This window comes from Cupriavidus sp. WGlv3, from assembly GCF_023952475.1.
Taxonomy (GTDB): Bacteria; Pseudomonadota; Gammaproteobacteria; order Burkholderiales; family Burkholderiaceae; genus Cupriavidus; species Cupriavidus phytorum.
In genome coordinates, this window is sequence record NZ_JALHRX010000001.1 from 309,617 (window position 1) to 327,357 (window position 17,741).

Genomic DNA, 17,741 nt, shown 5'->3' on the forward strand with positions numbered 1-17,741 from the left:
ATCAGGAACCCAGGGTCGAGCGGATGGCCTGGTAGCACAGGTTCATCAGCGCGGCCGGGAACAGGCCCAGCAGGATCACCGCGGCGCCGTTCACGCTCAGCATCGAACGCAGGCCGAAGGTGGCTTCCAGTTCCTCTTCGCCGGCGGGCGCATCAAAGTACATCAGCTTGACGATGCGCAGGTAGTAGAACGCGCCGATCAGCGAGAACAGCACCGCCACCACCGCCAGCCAGGTCATGCCGGCCTTGACCACCGCGTCGAGCACCGCCAGCTTGGCATAGAAGCCCACGGTCGGCGGGATGCCGGCCAGCGAGAACATCATCACCAGCATCAGGAAGGCAAACCACGGGTTGCGGCGCGACATGCCCTTCAGGTCTTCCAGGGTCTCAGCCTCGAAACCCTTGCTGGTGCGCAGCAGGATGATGCCGAAGGTGCCGAGCGTGGTCAGCAGGTAGGTGACCGAGTAGAACATCGCCGAGCTGTACGCATCGGCAGCGCCGTCAGCCTTGTTGGCGACCACGCCCGAGAGCAGGCCCAGCAGCACGAAGCCCATGTGCGAGATGGTCGAGTACGCCAGCATCCGCTTCAGGTTGCTCTGCACGATGGCGGTCAGGTTGCCGATCGCCAGCGAGATGATCGACAGCACCACCAGCATCATCTGCCAGTCGCTGGCCAGCGGCAGCAGGCCTTCCACCAGCACGCGGATGAACAGCGCGAACGCCGCCACCTTCGGGCCGCCGGCGATCAGCAGCGTCACCGCGGTCGGCGAGCCCTGGTAGATGTCCGGAATCCACATGTGGAACGGCGCGGCGCCCAGCTTGAACGACAGGCCGGCGACGATGAAGACCACACCGAAGGCCAGCATCGTGGTGTTGATGCGGCCGGACTCAACCGCGCGGAACACCTCGCCCAGGTTCAGCGAACCGGTGGCGCCGTACATCATCGAGATGCCGTACAGCAGGAAGCCCGAAGCCAGCGCGCCCAGCACGAAGTACTTCATTGCCGATTCCGAGGTCACGCGCGACTCGCGGCGCAGCGCCACCAGCGCGTACGACGACAGCGACAGCAGTTCCAGGCCCAGGTACAGGGTCAGGAAGTTGTTGCCGGTGATCATCACGATCTGGCCGCCCAGCGTGAACAGCGCCAGCATGTAGAACTCGCCGGCGAACATGTCGCGCTCGGCCAGGTAGCGGCGCGTATACACCAGCGTGACGAACAGGCCGGCCGCGCAGAACGCCGACAGCACGTTGGCCATCGGGTCGATCACGACCAGGTTGGAGAACGCGTAATGCGTCTCGCCGGCAGCGGCGTTCATGCCGAACCAGGCGGTCAGCACCAGCGTGGTCAGCAGCGACAGCGGATAGGCCACGCTCTGCTTGCCCTTGCCACGGGCCAGGTCGATCCAGTTGATCGCGGCGATGGCGATCGCCAGGAAGATGATCGGCGCCACGGGGGCGAGTGTCGAGGACGGTTGCATGTTGATATCTCTCCCCGATTACAGCTTCGACTGCGCCGCGTGCTGCAGCAGGTTGACCACGGACGGGTGCATCACGTCGGTAAAGGGCTTCGGGTGCAGGCCCATGTACAGCGTCATCAGGGCCAGCAGGCCGAGCATGACGAACTCACGCTGGTTCAGGTCGACCAGCTCGCGCACGTGCTGGTGCACGACGTCGCCGAAGATCACGCGCTTGACCATCCACAGCGAATAGGCGGCGCCGAAGATCAGCGCGGTGGCAGCCAGCAGGCCGATCCAGAAGTTGAACTTGACCGCGCCCAGGATCACCATGAATTCGCCGACGAATCCCGAGGTGGCCGGCAGGCCGCAGTTGGCCATCGCGAAGAACACCGACAGCGCGGCGAACTTCGGCATGGTGTTGACCACGCCGCCGTAGTCGGCGATCTGGCGCGAGTGCACGCGGTCGTACAGCACGCCGATGCAAAGGAACATCGCCCCCGAGATAAAGCCGTGCGAGATCATCTGGATGATGCCGCCTTCGACGCCGATGTCGCTGAAGATAAAGAAGCCCAGCGTGACGAAGCCCATGTGGGCGATCGACGAGTACGCCACCAGCTTCTTCATGTCGGCCTGCACCAGCGCCACCAGGCCGATGTAGATCACCGCGACCAGCGAGATGGTGATGATGAACGGGGCCAGGTAGTGGCTGGCGTCAGGCGCAATCGGCAGCGAGAAGCGCAGGAAGCCGTAGGCGCCCAGCTTCAGCATGATCGCGGCCAGCACCACCGAACCGCCGGTCGGCGCTTCCACGTGGGCGTCGGGCAGCCAGGTATGCACCGGCCACATCGGCACCTTCACCGCAAACGCGACGAAGAAGGCGATAAAGATCGCGATCTGCTCGTTCATCGACAGCTTGGCCTGGTGCCATTGCAGGATGTCGAAGGTGCCGGTCTTGTTGTACAGGTACAGCAGCGCAACCAGCGTCAGCAGCGAGCCCAGCAGCGTGTACAGGAAGAACTTGAAGGCCGCGTAGACGCGGTTCGGGCCGCCCCAGACGCCGATGATGATGTACATCGGGATCAGCGTGGCTTCGAAGAACACGTAGAACAGCATGCCGTCGAGCGCGCAGAACACGCCGACCATCAGGCCCGACAGGATCAGGAACGAGGCCATGTACTCGGCCACGCGCTCGGTGATTACCTCCCAGGCCGAGATCACCACGATCACCGTGATGAAGGCGGTCAGCACCACGAACCACATCGACAGGCCGTCAACGCCCAGCAGGTAGTGGATGTTGAAGCGTTCGATCCAGCTCGCCTTCTCGACGAACTGCATCGCCGCGGTGGCGCGGTCGAAGTTGAACACCAGCGGCAGCGTGACCACGAAGCTGGCGATCGAGCCGAACAGCGACATCCAGCGCACGAAGCCGGGGCTGCGGTCTGAGCCGAAGGCCAGGATCAGCAGGCCGAAAAAGACAGGCAGCCAGATTGAGAAAGACAGAACCATTTCTATGTTTTCCTTACTTGGTGCCTATCACTTGGTGCCGATCACGCCCGTGATCGTCAGCGTCAGCAGCACCAGCATGCCGACGATCATCGCGAACGCGTAGTGGTAGATATAGCCCGACTGCAGGTAGCGGCTGGCCGAAGCAAACGATGCCACCACGCGCGCCGCGCCGTTGACGAACAGGCCATCGATCAGGCTCTGGTCGCCGCCCTTCCACAGGCCGGTACCGAGCAGACGTGCGCCGCGGGCGAACACGGCCTGGTTGATGGCGTCCATGTAGTACTTGTTGTCGAGCAGCTTGTACAGGCCCGAGAAGCGATTGGCGATGGCCTCGGGGATATCCGGGCGCTTCATGTAGAAGAACCAGGACAGCACCACCCCGGCGATGGCCAGCCACAGCACGGGCGTGGTCAGCGAGTGCTGCGCCATCGCCACCCAGCCGTGGAAGGCTTGCTTCAGCTCGGCCATGGCGTGGTGATTTTCGCCGACGAAGATCACTTCCTTGAAGGCGATGCCGTTCTTGAAGAAGTCGCCGAACAGCATCGGCTCGATCGCGATGGCGCCGATGATCACCGACGGGATCGCCAGCAGCACCAGCGGCAGCGTCACGACCCAAGGCGATTCATGCGGCGTCTCGCCGGCAGACAGGCCATGGTGATGGTCGTGCGAGACTTCCTCGTCCTCGTGGTCGCCTTCATGGTGCTGGTGGGCATGGTTCTGGCCCCAGCGCGACTTGCCATGGAACACCAGGAAGTACATGCGGAACGAGTAGAACGCGGTGACGAACACGCCCGCCAGCACGGCGAAGTAGGCAAAGCCCGAACCGGCGATATGCGACTCGGCCACGGCCTCGATGATCGAGTCCTTCGAGTAGAAGCCCGCGAAGAACGGCGTGCCGATCAGCGCCAGCGAACCCACCAGCGACGTGATCCAGGTGATCGGCATGTACTTGCGCAGGCCGCCCATGTTGCGGATGTCCTGGTCGTGGTGCATGCCGATGATGACCGAGCCCGCGCCCAGGAACAGCAGCGCCTTGAAGAAAGCGTGCGTCATCAGGTGGAACACCGCCACCGAGTAGGCCGAGGCGCCCAGCGCCACGGTCATGTAGCCCAGCTGCGACAGGGTGGAGTACGCCACCACGCGCTTGATGTCGTTCTGGATGATACCCAGGAAGCCCATGAACAGCGCGGTGATGGCGCCGATCACCAGCACGAACGACAGCGCGGTGTCCGACAGTTCGAACAGCGGCGACATGCGCGCGACCATGAAGATGCCGGCGGTCACCATGGTGGCCGCGTGGATCAGTGCGGAGATCGGGGTCGGGCCTTCCATCGAGTCAGGCAGCCAGACGTGCAGCGGGAACTGCGCCGACTTGCCCATCGCGCCGATGAACAGGCAGATGCACGCGACGGTGATCATCATCCAGTCGGTGCCCGGGAAAACCACGGTAGCCAGCTGGTCGCGCGCGGCGAATACTTCGGTGTAGTTCATGCTGCCGGCGTAGGCCAGCAGCAGGCCGATGCCGAGGATGAAGCCGAAGTCGCCAACGCGGTTGACCAGGAACGCCTTCAGGTTGGCGAAGATCGCCGTCGGTCGCGTGTACCAGAAACCGATCAGCAGGTACGACACCAGGCCCACCGCTTCCCAGCCGAAGAACAGCTGCAGGAAGTTGTTGCTCATCACCAGCATCAGCATCGAGAAGGTGAACAGCGAGATATAGGCGAAGAAGCGGTTGTAGCCGGGGTCGCCGTCCATGTAGCCGACGGTGTAGATATGCACCATCAGCGAGACGAAGGTCACCACGACCATCATCATCGCCGTCAGCGAGTCGACCAGGAACCCGACCTCCATCTTCAGGTCGCCGATGGCCATCCACTCGTAGACGGTGCCGTTGTAGCCGGCGCCGTTCATCACGTCGAGCAGCACCATCACCGACAGCACGAAGGAAATGGCCACGCCGAGAATCGTCGAGGTGTGGGCCACGATCCGGCCGCCGCGCGACTCCGAGGAAAACAGGCCAAAGAACTTGGTACCGAACAGGCCGGCGATCGCTGAGCCGACTAGCGGCGCCAGCGCAATCGCGAGCAGCAGGTTGGGGTTGAGCGTGGTTGCCATAGGACGCTTAGTGGTGTGCGGTCGGTGAGTCTTGGGTATCTGCGTAGTGCGGCACGGATCAGTACTTCAGGGTGTCCATGTCGTCCACGTTGATCGTATCCAGGTTGCGGAACAGCACCACCAGGATTGCCAGACCGATTGCCGACTCGGCGGCGGCCACCGTGAGGATGAAGAAAACGAAAACCTGACCAGCCAGATCGCCCAGGTAATGCGAGAAGGCGACGAAGTTGATGTTCACCGCGAGCAGCATCAGTTCGATCGCCATCAGCAGCACGATCACGTTCTTGCGGTTCAGGAAGATGCCGACGATGCTGATCGCAAACAGGATCGCACCGAGCACGAGGAAGTGGGCGAGAGAGAGCACAGCGTTTCTCCGGGCTTTAGTTCTTATTGGCGGCAGCCGCGGCTTCCGTCTGCGGATTCTGGGCTTCGGCCTGCATCGGCACCAGGCGCACGCGCTCGTCGCGGCGGGTACGCAGCTGCGCCGACACGTCCTGGGCCTTGGTGTCCTTGCGGCGGCGCAGGGTCAGCGCGACAGCGGCAATGATCGCCACCAGCAGGATGATGCCGGCCACTTCGAAGGCGTAGATGTAGTCGGTGTAGATCAGCTTGCCGAGCGCAGCGGTGTTCGAGTAGCCCGGTTGCTGCGAACCGCTGGCCACCACCGGCGCGGTGGTGCCGATGAAGTTGCGCACCAGCACGATCGCCATCTCGGCGATGATCAGCGCGCCCACCACCGAGGCCATCGGCACGTAGGTCCAGAAGTCGCGGCGCAGGTGCTCGATGTCGATATCGATCATCATCACCACGAACAGGAACAGCACCATCACCGCGCCGACATAGACCAGCACCAGCAGGATGGCGAGGAATTCCGCCTTGAGCAGCATCCAGATCGCGGCGGCCGTGAAGAACGACAGCACGAGGAACAGTGCGGAATGCACCGGGTTCTTCGCAGTGATGACTTTCAGTGCGGAGAGCACCAGCACCAGCGCAAAGACATAGAATATGGTGGTCGTGAGTTCCATGGTTCCTATCGGATCCTCTCAGGGCCGTCCGGCACAAGCCTTCCCCTTCGGGTGGCCCGCTCCTGCGGCATCCTTGCTTTGGCCCCTCGCATTGAAGGGACCGTATTCAAATTCGGTGGCAGAAGCAGCCAGGTCTGTTACGGGTGGCCGCCCTGCCGTTTGGCGCGTGCGCCGGTCAGCGATACTTGGCGTCGGCAGCCTTGGCCGCCGCGATCTGCGGCTCGTAGCGGTCGCCCACGGCCAGCAGCATGTCCTTGGTGAAGTACAGGTCGCCGCGCTTCTCGCCGTGGTATTCCAGGATCTGCGTTTCCACGATGGCGTCGACCGGGCAGGCCTCTTCGCAGAAACCGCAGAAGATGCACTTGGTCAGGTCGATGTCGTAGCGGGTGGTACGGCGCGTGCCGTCGTTGCGCACGTCCGACTCGATGGTGATGGCCAGCGCCGGGCACACCGCCTCGCACAGCTTGCAGGCAATGCAGCGCTCTTCGCCGTTCGGATAGCGGCGCAGCGCGTGCAGGCCACGGAAGCGCGGCGAGATCGGCGTTTTCTCTTCCGGGAACTGGACGGTGACCTTGCGCGCGAAGAGATAGCGGCCGGTCAGCGCCATGCCCTTGAAGAGTTCCTTCAGGAGCAGGCTGTTGAAGAAGTCCTTGATGGCGAGCAGCATGACGATTGCTTCCTAGTATTTCCACGCGGTGCGCGCTGCCGCATTGCAGCGCCGCACCGTCGCTTGGCTGTTCAGTGCCAGATGTTCCACGGCGACTTGATCCAGATCGCCACGATGATCAGCCACACCACGGTCAGCGGAATGAACACCTTCCAGCCCAGGCGCATGATCTGGTCATAGCGGTAGCGCGGGAACGAGGCACGGATCCAGATAAAGACCGACAGCAGCAGGAAAACCTTGACCAGCAGCCAGAAGAAGCCGGGGACCGCGTTGGTGACCACGCTCGAGAACGGAGGCGCCCAGCCGCCCAGGAACATCAGCGCGGTCATGGCCGAGATGATGATCATGTTGATGTACTCGGCCAGGAAGAACAGCGCGAAGCCCATGCCCGAATATTCGATCATGTGGCCGGCCACGATTTCCGATTCGCCTTCCACCACGTCGAACGGGTGGCGGTTGGTTTCGGCCACGCCCGAGATGAAGTAGACGCCGAACATCGGCAGCAGCGGCAGCCAGTTCCACGACAGGATGTTGATGCCCATGTCAGCGAAGTAGCCCGTGTTCTGGCCGTTGACGATGGCCGACAGGTTCAGGCTGCCGGCAACCATCAGCACCGTCACCAGCGCGAAGCCCATGGCGATTTCATACGACACCATCTGTGCCGCGGCACGCATGGCGCCGATGAAGGCGTACTTGGAGTTCGAGGCCCAGCCGGCCAGGATCACGCCGTAGACGCCGACCGAGCTGATCGCCATCACGTACAGCAGGCCGGCGTTGACGTCCGCCATCACCACTTCGGCCTGGAACGGAATCACGGCCCAGACCGCGACGGCAGGCATCAGCACCATCAGCGGCGCGATCAGGTACATGCCGCGGCTGACCTGCGTCGGCATCATGACTTCCTTGAGCAGCAGCTTCAGCACGTCGGCGATCGGCTGCAGCAGGCCCAGCGGGCCGACGCGGTTCGGGCCGAGACGGACGTGCATCCAGCCGATCAGCTTGCGCTCCCACAGGATCAGGTAAGCCACGCACAGCAGCAGCGGCACCACGATCAGCACGGCGCGGATCAGGATCCACAGCGGCGTCCAGTACGCGCCCAGCACGCCCTGCCCTTGCGAGGTAATCCAGTCAATCATGTCTTCTTCTCGCTGTTGTTCTTACGCCGTGACCGCGGCGCCGGCTTTGGCCGGTGCCAGGTCGATGGCCTTCTCTACGGTGACCGTGCCAAACATGCCGCCCAGGCCCATGGCCCCCGGCGTTGCCGCCGGCACGCGCACGGTGTTGGCCGGCAGCGTGGCTTCGAGCACGGCCGGCAGCACCACGCTGCCCTGCCCTTGCGTGACGCGGACCGGGTCGCCCGACTGGATGCCCAGGCGGGCAAACAGGTCGGCCGGCAGCGCGATCTGCATGGCGCGGCGCGCGGCAGCGGTCAGCTGCAGCGAGTCGGCGCGGCGCACGATCGGGTCGGCGTGGTAGATCGGCACGTCGGCGATGCGTTCGATGCCGTTGGCGGCAGCGGCGGCAACGCGGATCGGCGCGTCGGTGGCGTTGTCCAGTTGGGTCTCGACCGGCGCCGACAGCGCTTCGGCACGGACCGACTCGGCGGTTTCGTAGTCGAAGCCGGCGACGTCGAGCAGGTTGCCCAGCACGCGCAGCACCTTCCAGCCCGGACGCGACTCGCCCAGTGCGCGCACCACGCCGTTGAAGCTCTGCGGCTTGCCTTCGCAGTTGACGAAGGTGCCGGAGGTTTCCGTGAACGGCGCGACCGGCAGGATCACGTCGGCGTACTGCATGGCCGCTTCCGAACGGAACGGCGACAGCACCACCACGGTGTTGGCCTGCGCCAGCGCGGCCAGGGCCTTGCGCGGATCGGCGGTGTCGAATTCCGGCTCGGTGTTCAGCAGGATGTAGGCCTTGCGCGGCGCGTCCAGCATCGCCTGCGCATTGGCGCCGCCCTGCTTCGGCAGCGCGCCGGCGATGTAGCCGCCGACGGTGTTGGCCGCTTCGGTCAGGAAACCCAGCGTCGCGCCCGTTTCGGTGGCGATCCACTGTGCCAGCGCATGCAGCGCCGAGAACTGCGGATGACGCACGGCCTCGTTGCCGAGGAACACGGCACGGCGCTCGCCCTGCAGCAGCGCTTCCGCCACCTTGGCGGCGGCGTCGCCACCGTCGAACCCATCGGTGCCGGCCGGGGCGGCCACGCCCTTGGCGGCGGCCACGGCACGGGCCACGCCGGCGAGTGCGGCAGTCCAGCCGGACGGCGCCACGTCGATGCGGGTCGCGGGCATCAGCAGGTCTTCACCGCCGGCACCGAGCACGGCCACGCGAGCGCCCTTCTTGGTCGCCTGGCGCAGGCGCGAGGCCAGCAGCGGATGATCCTTGCGCAGCGACGAGCCGATCACCAGCACGCGTTGCAGCGCGGTGACGTCGGCCACCGGCAGGCCCAGCCACGGCGCGCCCTTCAGCGCAGGCGAGAAGTCGGACTGGCGCAGGCGGAAGTCGACGTTGTCGCTGCCCAGGCCACGCACCAGCTTGCCCAGCAGGAACAGCTCTTCCAGCGTGCTGTGCGGGCTGGCCAGCGCGGCGATCTGGTCGGCGCCATGCTCGCGCTTGATGCCGGCCAGGCCATTGGCCACGTATTCCAGCGCGGTCTGCCAGTCGGTTTCCATCCATTCGCCGCCTTGCTTGAGCAATGGGCGGGTCAGGCGGTCGGCGCTGTTCAGGCCTTCATACGAGAAGCGGTCCTTGTCGGAGATCCAGCACTCGTTGATGTCTTCGTTTTCCAGCGGCAGCACGCGCATCACGCGCTGGTTCTTGGTCTGCACCACCAGGTTCGCGCCCAGCCCGTCGTGCGGCGACACCGACTTGCGGCGCGCCAGTTCCCAGGTTCGGGCCGAGTAGCGGAACGGCTTGCTGGTCAGCGCGCCGACCGGGCACAGGTCGATCATGTTGCCCGACAGTTCCGAGTCGACGGTCTTGCCGACGAAGGTGGTGATCTCCGAGTGCTCGCCGCGGCCCAGCATGCCCAGCTCCATCACACCGGCCACTTCCTGGCCAAAGCGCACGCAGCGGGTGCAGTGGATGCAGCGGGTCATCTCCTCCATGGAGATCAGCGGGCCCACGTTCTTGTGGAACACCACGCGCTTCTCTTCCTTGTAGCGCGACTCCGAGGCACCGTAGCCCACGGCGAGGTCCTGCAGCTGGCACTCGCCGCCCTGATCGCAGATGGGGCAATCCAGCGGGTGGTTGATCAGCAGGAATTCCATCACGGACTTCTGCGCCTTGACCGCCTTCTCCGAGTTGGTGAAGACCTTCATGCCGGGGGTCACCGGCGTGGCGCAGGCAGGCAGCGCCTTCGGGGCCTTCTCGACCTCGACCAGGCACATGCGGCAGTTGGCCGCGATGGACAGTTTGCGGTGGTAGCAGAAGTGCGGGATGTAGGTGCCCAGCTTGCGGGCGGCTTCCATCACCAGGCTGCCCTCAGCAACCTCAACCTTCTTGCCGTCGATCTCTAGTTCAACCATGTTCTGCCACGCTTAGATGTAGGCCGGAACCATGCACTGCTTGTGTTCGACGTGATATTCGAACTCTTTCCAGTAGTGCTTGAGCATGCCGCGGACCGGCATCGCCGCGGCATCGCCGAGCGCGCAAATGGTGCGGCCCATGATGTTTTCCGCGACGTTGTTGAGCAGGTCCAGGTCTTCCTGGCGCCCCTCTCCGTGTTCGATGCGATTGACCATGCGGTACAGCCAGCCGGTGCCTTCGCGGCATGGCGTGCACTGGCCGCACGATTCCTCAAAATAGAAGTACGACAGGCGCAGCAGCGAGCGGACCATGCAGCGCGTCTCGTCCATCACGATCACAGCGCCCGAGCCCAGCATCGAGCCGGCCTTGGCGATCGAGTCGTAGTCCATGTCGGACGCCATCATCAGGTCGCCCGGCACCACCGGCGCCGACGAGCCGCCCGGGATCACCGCCTTGATGCGCTTGCCGCCGCGCATGCCGCCGGCGAGTTCCAGCAGCTTGGCGAACGGCGTGCCCAGCGGAATCTCGTAGTTGCCGGGACGCTCGACGTCGCCCGAGATCGAGAAGATCTTGGTGCCGCCGTTGTTCGGCTTGCCCAGCTTCAGGTAGTTCTCGGGGCCGATGGCCAGCAGGAACGGCACCGCGGCGAAGGTCTCGGTGTTGTTGATGGTGGTCGGCTTGCCGTACAGGCCGAAGCTGGCCGGGAACGGCGGCTTGAAGCGCGGCTGGCCCTTCTTGCCTTCCAGCGATTCGAGCAGCGCGGTTTCCTCGCCGCAGATGTAGGCGCCGTAGCCGTGGTGGGCGTGCAGCTGGAAGCTGAAGCCCGAGCCCAGGATGTTGTCGCCCAGGAAGCCGGCCGCACGCGCCTCTTCGAGGGCTTCCTCGAAGATCCTGTACTCGTTCCAGATCTCGCCGTGGATGTAGTTGTAGCCCACGGTGATGCCCATCGCGTACGCGCCGATGGCCATGCCCTCGATCAGCGAATGCGGGTTGTAGCGAATGATGTCGCGGTCCTTGAACGTGCCGGGCTCGCCTTCATCGGTATTGCAGACCAGGTATTTCTGACCCGGGAACGTGCGCGGCATGAAGCTCCACTTCAGGCCGGTCGGGAAGCCCGCGCCGCCGCGGCCACGCAGGCCCGAGGCCTTGACGTCGGCGATCACCTGCTCGGGCGGGATCTTCTCGGTCAGGATGCGCTTCAGTTGCTGGTAGCCGCCACGCTTGACGTAGTCTTCCAGGTGCCAATTCTTGCCGTCCAGGCCGGCCAGGATCAGCGGCTGGATATGGCGGTCGTGCAGACTGGTCATGTTACTTGCCCCCCTTGGCCGCTTCGCTCTTGAGCTCGTCGACAAGCGCGTCGAGCTTGTCGTCGCTCATGAAGCTGCACATGCGGGTGTTGTTGACGATCATCACCGGCGCATCGCCGCAAGCGCCCATGCACTCGCCCTCTTTCAGGGTGAAGCAGCCGTCAGCGGTGGTCTCGTTGTAGTCGATCCCGAGCTTGCGCTTCAGGTACTCGCCAGCCCGCTCGCCGCCCGACAGGGCGCACGGCAGGTTGGTGCAGACGGCGAGCTTGAATTTGCCCACCGGCTTGGTGTCGTACATGTTGTAGAAGGTCGCCACCTCTTCCACCCACACGGGCGGCATCTCGAGGTAGCTGGCGACGAACTGCATGACTTCGGGGGAAACCCAGCCCACCTCGCCCTGTGCCACGGCAAGCGCCGCCATCACGGCCGACTGCTTCTGGTCGGCCGGATACTTCGCGATCGCGCGATCGATTTCCTTGAGAGCTTCTGCTGATAGCATGGTCATTGCAGTAAAACGGCGGAGGCAGCGCCACTGGGCGTCCATCCGCAGGTTTGCAGCCGTCGCTGCCGTTCCGCCGGCGGGCCTTAGGCCGTGCCGGTCCGCCGCGGGTCTTCCGGGCCGCTCCGCCCGGCGGAGCCCCTCGGAAAGCGCCCGGATCGTCGTCCGGGCCGGCGGTCCGTGATTAGCGGTCGATCTCGCCGAAGACGATGTCTTGCGTGCCGATGATCGTTACCGCGTCAGCAATCATGTGTCCCTTGGCCATTTCGTCCAGCGCGGCCAGGTGCGGGAAGCCAGGCGCACGGATCTTCAGGCGGTACGGCTTGTTCGCGCCGTCCGAGATCGCGTAGATGCCGAACTCGCCCTTCGGGTGTTCCACCGCCGCATACGCTTCGCCTTCGGGCACGTGCATGCCTTCGGTGAACAGCTTGAAGTGGTGGATCAGTTCTTCCATGTTGGACTTCATGTCCACGCGCGAGGGCGGCGCCACCTTGTGGTTGTCGGTGATCACCGGGCCCGGATTGCGGCGCAGCCATTCGATGCACTGCCTGATGATGCGGTTGGACTGGCGCATCTCTTCCACGCGCACCAGGTAACGCGCGTAGCAATCGCCGCCCACGCCCACCGGGATGTCGAAGTCCAGCTTGTCGTACACCTCGTACGGCTGCTTCTTGCGCAGGTCCCACTCGATGCCCGAGCCGCGCAGCATCGGGCCGGTAAAGCCCATCTGCAGCGCGCGTTCCGGACTGACCACGCCGATGTCCACCAGGCGCTGCTTCCAGATCCGGTTGTCGGTCAGCAGCGTCTCGTATTCGTCGACGTACTTCGGGAAGCGGTTGGTGAAGTCCTCGATGAAGTCCAGCAGCGAGCCCGAACGCGCTTCGTTCATGACCTTGATGGCACGCTCGTTGTGGATCTTCGAGGCACGATATTGCGGCATCGTGTCAGGCAGGTCGCGGTAGACGCCGCCCGGACGATAGTAGGCCGCGTGCATGCGCGCGCCCGACACCGCCTCGTACATGTCGAACAGGTCTTCGCGCTCGCGGAAGGCGTACAGGAACACCGCCATCGCGCCCACGTCGAGGGCGTGCGCACCGATCCACATCAGGTGGTTCATGATGCGGGTGATCTCGTCGAACATCACGCGGATGTATTGCGCGCGGACCGGCACTTCGACGTCCAGCAGGCGCTCGATCGCCATCACGTAGGCGTGCTCGTTGACCATCATCGACACGTAGTCGAGGCGGTCCATGTAGGGCACGCTCTGGATCCAGGACTTCTGTTCGGCCAGCTTCTCGGTGGCACGGTGCAGCAGGCCGATATGCGGGTCGGCGCGCTGGATGACTTCGCCGTCCAGTTCCAGCACCAGGCGCAGCACGCCGTGCGCGGCCGGGTGCTGCGGGCCGAAGTTCAGGGTGTAATTCTTGATGTCTGCCATGGCGCGTTCTCAGTGCTCCAAACCGCCGTACTTGTCCTCGCGGATCACGCGCGGCGTGATTTCGCGCGGCTCGATCGTGACCGGCTGGTAGATGACCCGCTTCTGTTCGGGGTCGTAGCGCATCTCGACGTAGCCGGAGACCGGGAAATCCTTGCGGAACGGATGGCCGACGAAACCGTAGTCGGTCAGGATGCGGCGCAGGTCCGGATGGCCGTCGAACACGATACCGTAGAAATCGAAGGCTTCGCGCTCGAACCAGTTCACCGAGTTCCACACGTCGATCAGGCTGGCCACCACCGGGAAATCATCTTCCGGAGCGAACACGCGCAGGCGCAGGCGCCAGTTGTGGGTAACCGACAGCAGGTGCGAGACGGCGGCAAAGCGCGGGCCGTCCCAGGCGCCGTCGCCGAATTCGGAATAGTCGACGCCGCACAGGTCGATCAGCTGCTCGAAGCGCAGCGAGGGATCGTCGCGCAGGATGCGGGCGGCTTCCAGGTAGTCGCCGGCCTTGACGATCAGCGTCAGTTCGCCGGTCGCCTCGATCAGTTTCTGCACGCGCTTGCCGAGAGCCTTCTCGAGCGCGGCCTTCAGGATGTCGAGCTTCGCCATTTCAGCCCTTGCGCGCGATGGTGTTGGTACGCTTGATCTTGTTCTGCAACTGGATCACGCCGTAGATCAGCGCCTCGGCCGTCGGCGGGCAGCCCGGCACGTAGATATCCACCGGCACGATCCGGTCGCAGCCACGCACCACCGAGTACGAATAGTGGTAATAGCCGCCACCGTTGGCGCACGAGCCCATCGAGATCACCCAGCGCGGTTCCGCCATCTGGTCGTAGACCTTGCGCAGCGCGGGGGCCATCTTGTTGCACAGCGTGCCGGCCACGATCATCACGTCCGACTGGCGCGGCGACGGGCGGAACACCACGCCGAAGCGGTCCAGGTCGTAGCGCGCGGCGCCGGCATGCATCATTTCCACGGCACAGCAGGCCAGGCCGAAGGTCATCGGCCACAGCGACCCGGTGCGGGTCCAATTGATCAGCTTGTCAGCGGTAGTCGTGACGAAGCCTTCGTTGAGAACGCCTTCGATTGCCATTTCACATCACTCCCAATCGAGCGCGCCCTTTTTCCAGATGTAGACGAAGCCCACGATGAATTCCAGCAGAAACACGCCCATGGCGATGAAACCCGGCCAGCCGATATCCCTCAGGGCAACACCCCAGGGAAACAGGAAGGCGGTTTCGAGATCGAACAGGATAAACAGGATGGCGATGAGGTAGTAGCGCACGTCGAACTTCATGCGCGCGTCCTCGAACGCTTCGAAGCCGCACTCGTAAGGAGACAGCTTCGCGGGATCGGGCTTGTTCGGACCGAGGATCCGACCGATCGACATCAGTGCCACGCCAAGCACGACACCGAAGATGATGAAGATGAGAACGGGGAAGTAGGCTTCGAGATTCAAGGTACGGCCAGCCTTATCTGGAATGTTGTCAACAGCACCAGCTGAAGCGGCGTCCTGTTGCCCACCCCAGGCGCTAAGCCATGAGAATCACGGCGCGCCGCCTTGCGGACTGCCGGAGCCCCATGCGCGGGTGCATTGCCCGGCCAGGGACTCCGATCAAGTTGTTTGGTGCCGACGGCGAGACTCGAACTCGCACAGCTTTCGCCACTACCCCCTCAAGATAGCGTGTCTACCAATTTCACCACGTCGGCTGGGGGAGAAACAATATTGCCTGGCGCCGGGTTTTGAGGCCCTTCAGGTCCGTTACAAAGGCTTTCGTCTCTGCGTGGAACCCATCGCTGGGGAATCGTTTCAAGCCTTGCATTCTAACCCAAATTTCTTGCTTTGTTCAACGCACAACTGCAAAAAAACTCAGGAATCCGCCGCAAGGCAATCGGATTATTTCGGTACAGCAGGGGCTGCGGGCGCAGAAGCGTCTGCAGCAGCAGCCGGGGCCGCGGCCGCGGCCGGGGCCGATGCGCCTGCCGTGGCGGGCGCCGAGGCCGGGGCGGCGCCCATCACGCCCAGCGACGCAGCGGGCTTGTAGTTGCCCAGCAACGTCAGCGCCAGCGTGCACACGAAGAACAACGTGGCCAGCACGGCGGTGGTGCGCGACAGGAAGTTTGCCGAGCCGGTGGCGCCGAACAGGCTGCCGGAGGCGCCCGAGCCGAAGGCCGCGCCCACATCGGCGCCCTTGCCATGCTGGATCAGCACCAGGCCGATTACGCCCAGCGCCGACAACACCTGCAGCACCACCAACAAAGTCTTGAAGATTGCCATTTGATTTAAATAACTTACTTGCCTGATCGGTCGATCGGAACGGCCGGCATTCAGGCGTTGCCGATCGCGAGAAAATCTTCCGACTTGAGCGAGGCGCCGCCAATCAGCCCCCCGTCGATATCGGTCATCGAAAACAGCTCGGCCGCATTGTCCGGCTTGACGCTGCCGCCGTACAAGATTGCCATGCGCTCGGCCACGCCCGCATCGCGCGCGGCGAGCTGGCCGCGCAGGAAAGCATGCACCGCCTGCGCCTGCGCGCTGGTGGCGGTCTTGCCGGTGCCGATGGCCCACACCGGCTCATAGGCCAGCACCACGCGGCCCAGTTGCTCCACCGTCAGCGCTTCCAGCACTGCCTGCAATTGCCGGCCGACCACGGCCTCGGTCTCGCCCGCCTCGCGCTGGGCCAGGGTCTCGCCCACGCAAACCACCGGGACGATGCCGAACTCCAGCGCCCGCAGGGCCTTGGCCGCGACGGCCTGGTCGGTCTCGCCATGGTAGGTGCGGCGCTCGGAGTGGCCGACCAGCACATAGGTGCAGCCGAACTCGCCCAGCATGGACGCCGCCACTTCGCCGGTGAAGGCGCCGCGCGCCTCCGCCGACACGTCTTGTGCACCCCAGGCCACCCTGGAGCCATTCAGCAGCGCCTGGCATTGTGCAAGATAGGGGAACGGCGCGCAGACCGCCAGCGTCGCGCCGGTCACACCAGCGCCAGCCTGGATGCCTTCCAGCAGTGCCGCGTTGGCAGCCAGGCTGCCGTGCATCTTCCAATTGCCGATGACGAGCTTTTGTCTCACGAGGTGCCCCTCCCAAATCAAACCCGCTATTGTAGCGTGTGGCAGGGGCAAGGCGCTATGCCCGCCGGTACGCCCGCCGATTTACCAGGTCAGCACGATCTTGCCGATATGCTCGCTCGACTCCATCAGCCGGTGCGCGTCCGCCGCCTGCGCGGCCGGGAACACCTGGTGGATCACCGGCTTGATCTTGCCGGCCGCCAGCAGCGGCCACACCTGCTGGTGCAGCGCCGCGGCGATCTTGCCCTTGAACGATGCCGGGCGCGGACGCAGCGTCGAGCCGGTCACGGTGATGCGCCGGCGCAGGATGTCGCCCAGCGGGATCTCGGCCTTGGCACCGCCCAGCAGCGCGATGATGACGATGCGGCCATCGTCGGCGATGCACTTGAGCTCGCGCGCCAGATACGGACCCGCGACCATGTCGAGGATCACGTCGACACCCTTGCCGCCGGTCAGCGTGGCGACTTCGGCAACGAAGTCCTGGGTCTTGTAGTTGATGGCGCGATCGGCACCAAGGTCTTCGCAGGCCTTGCACTTGTCGTCGGTGCCGGCGGTGACGAACACCTTGTAGCCCAACGCCTTGGCGATCTGGATCGCGGTGGTGCCGATGCCGCTGGAGCCGCCCTGGATCAGCAACGTTTCTTCCTTGCCGCGCGGGCCCTGGCCCAGGTAGCCGCGATCGAACACATTGCTCCACACGGTGAAGAAGGTTTCCGGCAGCGCCGCTGCTTCGATATCGCTCAGGCCTTGCGGCGCGGGCAGGACCTGCGCCAGCGGCGCGGTGCACAGCTGCGCGTAGCCGCCACCCTGCACCAGCGCGCAGACGCGGTCACCGGCCTTGAGGCCGAAACGGTTGTCGGCATGGTCGAGGTCGCCGCCCACCACCACACCGGCCACTTCCAGGCCAGGCAGGTCCGAAGCACCCGGCGGCACCGGGTAGTTGCCGGTGCGCTGGAATACATCGGGACGGTTGACGCCGGCGGCAGCCACGCGGATCAGGACTTCGCCCGCGCCCGGCACCGGGTCGGGACGCTCGGTCAGCTGGAGGACTTCGGGGGCGCCGTATTCGCGAATCTCGATGGCTTGCATGCTTGCTGCTCCTTGTCTTCTGTCGGGTCGGTGTGAGCTTGCGCT

General features: G+C 64.5%; 17 protein-coding genes and 1 tRNA gene. All 18 read right to left on the bottom strand.

Annotated elements, in window-relative coordinates; all coding sequences use genetic code 11:
• Window position 1: 1 nt before the first annotated feature.
• Window positions 2-1,477: an NADH-quinone oxidoreductase subunit NuoN gene (gene nuoN / locus MKD38_RS01470; protein ID WP_252674349.1), complete on the bottom strand. Its 1,476-nt coding sequence runs from the start codon at window positions 1,475-1,477 to the stop codon at window positions 2-4.
• A gap of 18 nt (window positions 1,478-1,495) precedes the next feature.
• Entirely contained in the window at window positions 1,496-2,962 is a 1,467-nt protein-coding gene (locus MKD38_RS01475) for an NADH-quinone oxidoreductase subunit M (protein WP_252674350.1), read from the bottom strand.
• Window positions 2,963-2,989: 27 nt separating this feature from the next.
• Complete coding sequence (nuoL, locus tag MKD38_RS01480; RefSeq protein WP_252674351.1) at window positions 2,990-5,077, bottom strand: NADH-quinone oxidoreductase subunit L; 2,088 nt, start codon at window positions 5,075-5,077, stop codon at window positions 2,990-2,992.
• 58 nt (window positions 5,078-5,135) lie between these two features.
• Window positions 5,136-5,441 carry an NADH-quinone oxidoreductase subunit NuoK gene (nuoK, locus tag MKD38_RS01485; RefSeq protein ID WP_029044763.1) on the bottom strand — a complete coding sequence of 102 codons (306 nt, stop codon included), beginning with the start codon at window positions 5,439-5,441 and terminating at the stop codon, window positions 5,136-5,138.
• A 16-nt stretch (window positions 5,442-5,457) separates the two neighbouring features.
• On the bottom strand, window positions 5,458-6,102 hold the full coding sequence (locus MKD38_RS01490; protein WP_111519566.1) for an NADH-quinone oxidoreductase subunit J: 645 nt from the start codon (window positions 6,100-6,102) through the stop codon (window positions 5,458-5,460).
• A 175-nt stretch (window positions 6,103-6,277) separates the two neighbouring features.
• On the bottom strand, window positions 6,278-6,769 hold the full coding sequence (gene nuoI, locus MKD38_RS01495) for an NADH-quinone oxidoreductase subunit NuoI (RefSeq protein ID WP_022534067.1): 492 nt from the start codon (window positions 6,767-6,769) through the stop codon (window positions 6,278-6,280).
• A gap of 71 nt (window positions 6,770-6,840) precedes the next feature.
• Complete coding sequence (nuoH, locus tag MKD38_RS01500; RefSeq protein WP_115679827.1) at window positions 6,841-7,905, bottom strand: NADH-quinone oxidoreductase subunit NuoH; 1,065 nt, start codon at window positions 7,903-7,905, stop codon at window positions 6,841-6,843.
• A 21-nt stretch (window positions 7,906-7,926) separates the two neighbouring features.
• Window positions 7,927-10,293, bottom strand: coding sequence for an NADH-quinone oxidoreductase subunit NuoG (nuoG, locus tag MKD38_RS01505; RefSeq protein ID WP_252674352.1), 2,367 nt, complete (start codon window positions 10,291-10,293; stop codon window positions 7,927-7,929).
• A 12-nt stretch (window positions 10,294-10,305) separates the two neighbouring features.
• Window positions 10,306-11,601: an NADH-quinone oxidoreductase subunit NuoF gene (nuoF, locus tag MKD38_RS01510; protein ID WP_252674353.1), complete on the bottom strand. Its 1,296-nt coding sequence runs from the start codon at window positions 11,599-11,601 to the stop codon at window positions 10,306-10,308.
• Between the two features lies 1 nt (window position 11,602).
• A complete protein-coding gene (gene nuoE / locus MKD38_RS01515) occupies window positions 11,603-12,100 on the bottom strand; it encodes an NADH-quinone oxidoreductase subunit NuoE (RefSeq protein WP_115681423.1) in 498 nt (165 codons plus the stop codon).
• A 184-nt stretch (window positions 12,101-12,284) separates the two neighbouring features.
• Window positions 12,285-13,538, bottom strand: coding sequence for an NADH-quinone oxidoreductase subunit D (locus tag MKD38_RS01520; protein WP_252674354.1), 1,254 nt, complete (start codon window positions 13,536-13,538; stop codon window positions 12,285-12,287).
• Window positions 13,539-13,547: 9 nt separating this feature from the next.
• A complete protein-coding gene (locus MKD38_RS01525; RefSeq protein ID WP_115708774.1) occupies window positions 13,548-14,147 on the bottom strand; it encodes an NADH-quinone oxidoreductase subunit C in 600 nt (199 codons plus the stop codon).
• A 1-nt stretch (window position 14,148) separates the two neighbouring features.
• Entirely contained in the window at window positions 14,149-14,631 is a 483-nt protein-coding gene (locus tag MKD38_RS01530) for a NuoB/complex I 20 kDa subunit family protein (protein ID WP_011297145.1), read from the bottom strand.
• A gap of 6 nt (window positions 14,632-14,637) precedes the next feature.
• A complete protein-coding gene (locus MKD38_RS01535) occupies window positions 14,638-14,997 on the bottom strand; it encodes an NADH-quinone oxidoreductase subunit A (protein WP_010809131.1) in 360 nt (119 codons plus the stop codon).
• A 166-nt stretch (window positions 14,998-15,163) separates the two neighbouring features.
• A tRNA-Leu gene (locus MKD38_RS01540) sits at window positions 15,164-15,248 on the bottom strand.
• Window positions 15,249-15,435: 187 nt separating this feature from the next.
• Complete coding sequence (gene secG, locus MKD38_RS01545; protein ID WP_252674355.1) at window positions 15,436-15,816, bottom strand: preprotein translocase subunit SecG; 381 nt, start codon at window positions 15,814-15,816, stop codon at window positions 15,436-15,438.
• A gap of 50 nt (window positions 15,817-15,866) precedes the next feature.
• Entirely contained in the window at window positions 15,867-16,610 is a 744-nt protein-coding gene (gene tpiA, locus MKD38_RS01550; protein WP_371925607.1) for a triose-phosphate isomerase, read from the bottom strand.
• A gap of 81 nt (window positions 16,611-16,691) precedes the next feature.
• Window positions 16,692-17,696 carry an NAD(P)H-quinone oxidoreductase gene (locus MKD38_RS01555; RefSeq protein ID WP_252674356.1) on the bottom strand — a complete coding sequence of 335 codons (1,005 nt, stop codon included), beginning with the start codon at window positions 17,694-17,696 and terminating at the stop codon, window positions 16,692-16,694.
• Window positions 17,697-17,741 lie beyond the last annotated feature (45 nt).

Excerpts from the sequence above, each read along its gene's own strand:
- nuoN (WP_252674349.1), bottom strand. The coding sequence starts at position 1,477 with ATGCAACCGTCCTCGACACTCGCCCCCGTGGCGCCGATCATCTTCCTG.
- nuoE (WP_115681423.1), bottom strand. The coding sequence starts at position 12,100 with ATGCTATCAGCAGAAGCTCTCAAGGAAATCGATCGCGCGATCGCGAAG.
- nuoG (WP_252674352.1), bottom strand. The coding sequence starts at position 10,293 with ATGGTTGAACTAGAGATCGACGGCAAGAAGGTTGAGGTTGCTGAGGGC.
- MKD38_RS01525 (WP_115708774.1), bottom strand. The coding sequence starts at position 14,147 with ATGGCGAAGCTCGACATCCTGAAGGCCGCGCTCGAGAAGGCTCTCGGC.
- MKD38_RS01530 (WP_011297145.1), bottom strand. The coding sequence starts at position 14,631 with ATGGCAATCGAAGGCGTTCTCAACGAAGGCTTCGTCACGACTACCGCT.
- nuoI (WP_022534067.1), bottom strand. The coding sequence starts at position 6,769 with ATGCTGCTCGCCATCAAGGACTTCTTCAACAGCCTGCTCCTGAAGGAA.
- MKD38_RS01555 (WP_252674356.1), bottom strand. The coding sequence starts at position 17,696 with ATGCAAGCCATCGAGATTCGCGAATACGGCGCCCCCGAAGTCCTCCAG.
- secG (WP_252674355.1), bottom strand. The coding sequence starts at position 15,816 with ATGGCAATCTTCAAGACTTTGTTGGTGGTGCTGCAGGTGTTGTCGGCG.
- MKD38_RS01520 (WP_252674354.1), bottom strand. The coding sequence starts at position 13,538 with ATGGCAGACATCAAGAATTACACCCTGAACTTCGGCCCGCAGCACCCG.
- MKD38_RS01475 (WP_252674350.1), bottom strand. The coding sequence starts at position 2,962 with ATGGTTCTGTCTTTCTCAATCTGGCTGCCTGTCTTTTTCGGCCTGCTG.
- MKD38_RS01490 (WP_111519566.1), bottom strand. The coding sequence starts at position 6,102 with ATGGAACTCACGACCACCATATTCTATGTCTTTGCGCTGGTGCTGGTG.
- nuoF (WP_252674353.1), bottom strand. The coding sequence starts at position 11,601 with ATGACCAGTCTGCACGACCGCCATATCCAGCCGCTGATCCTGGCCGGC.
- nuoL (WP_252674351.1), bottom strand. The coding sequence starts at position 5,077 with ATGGCAACCACGCTCAACCCCAACCTGCTGCTCGCGATTGCGCTGGCG.
- nuoH (WP_115679827.1), bottom strand. The coding sequence starts at position 7,905 with ATGATTGACTGGATTACCTCGCAAGGGCAGGGCGTGCTGGGCGCGTAC.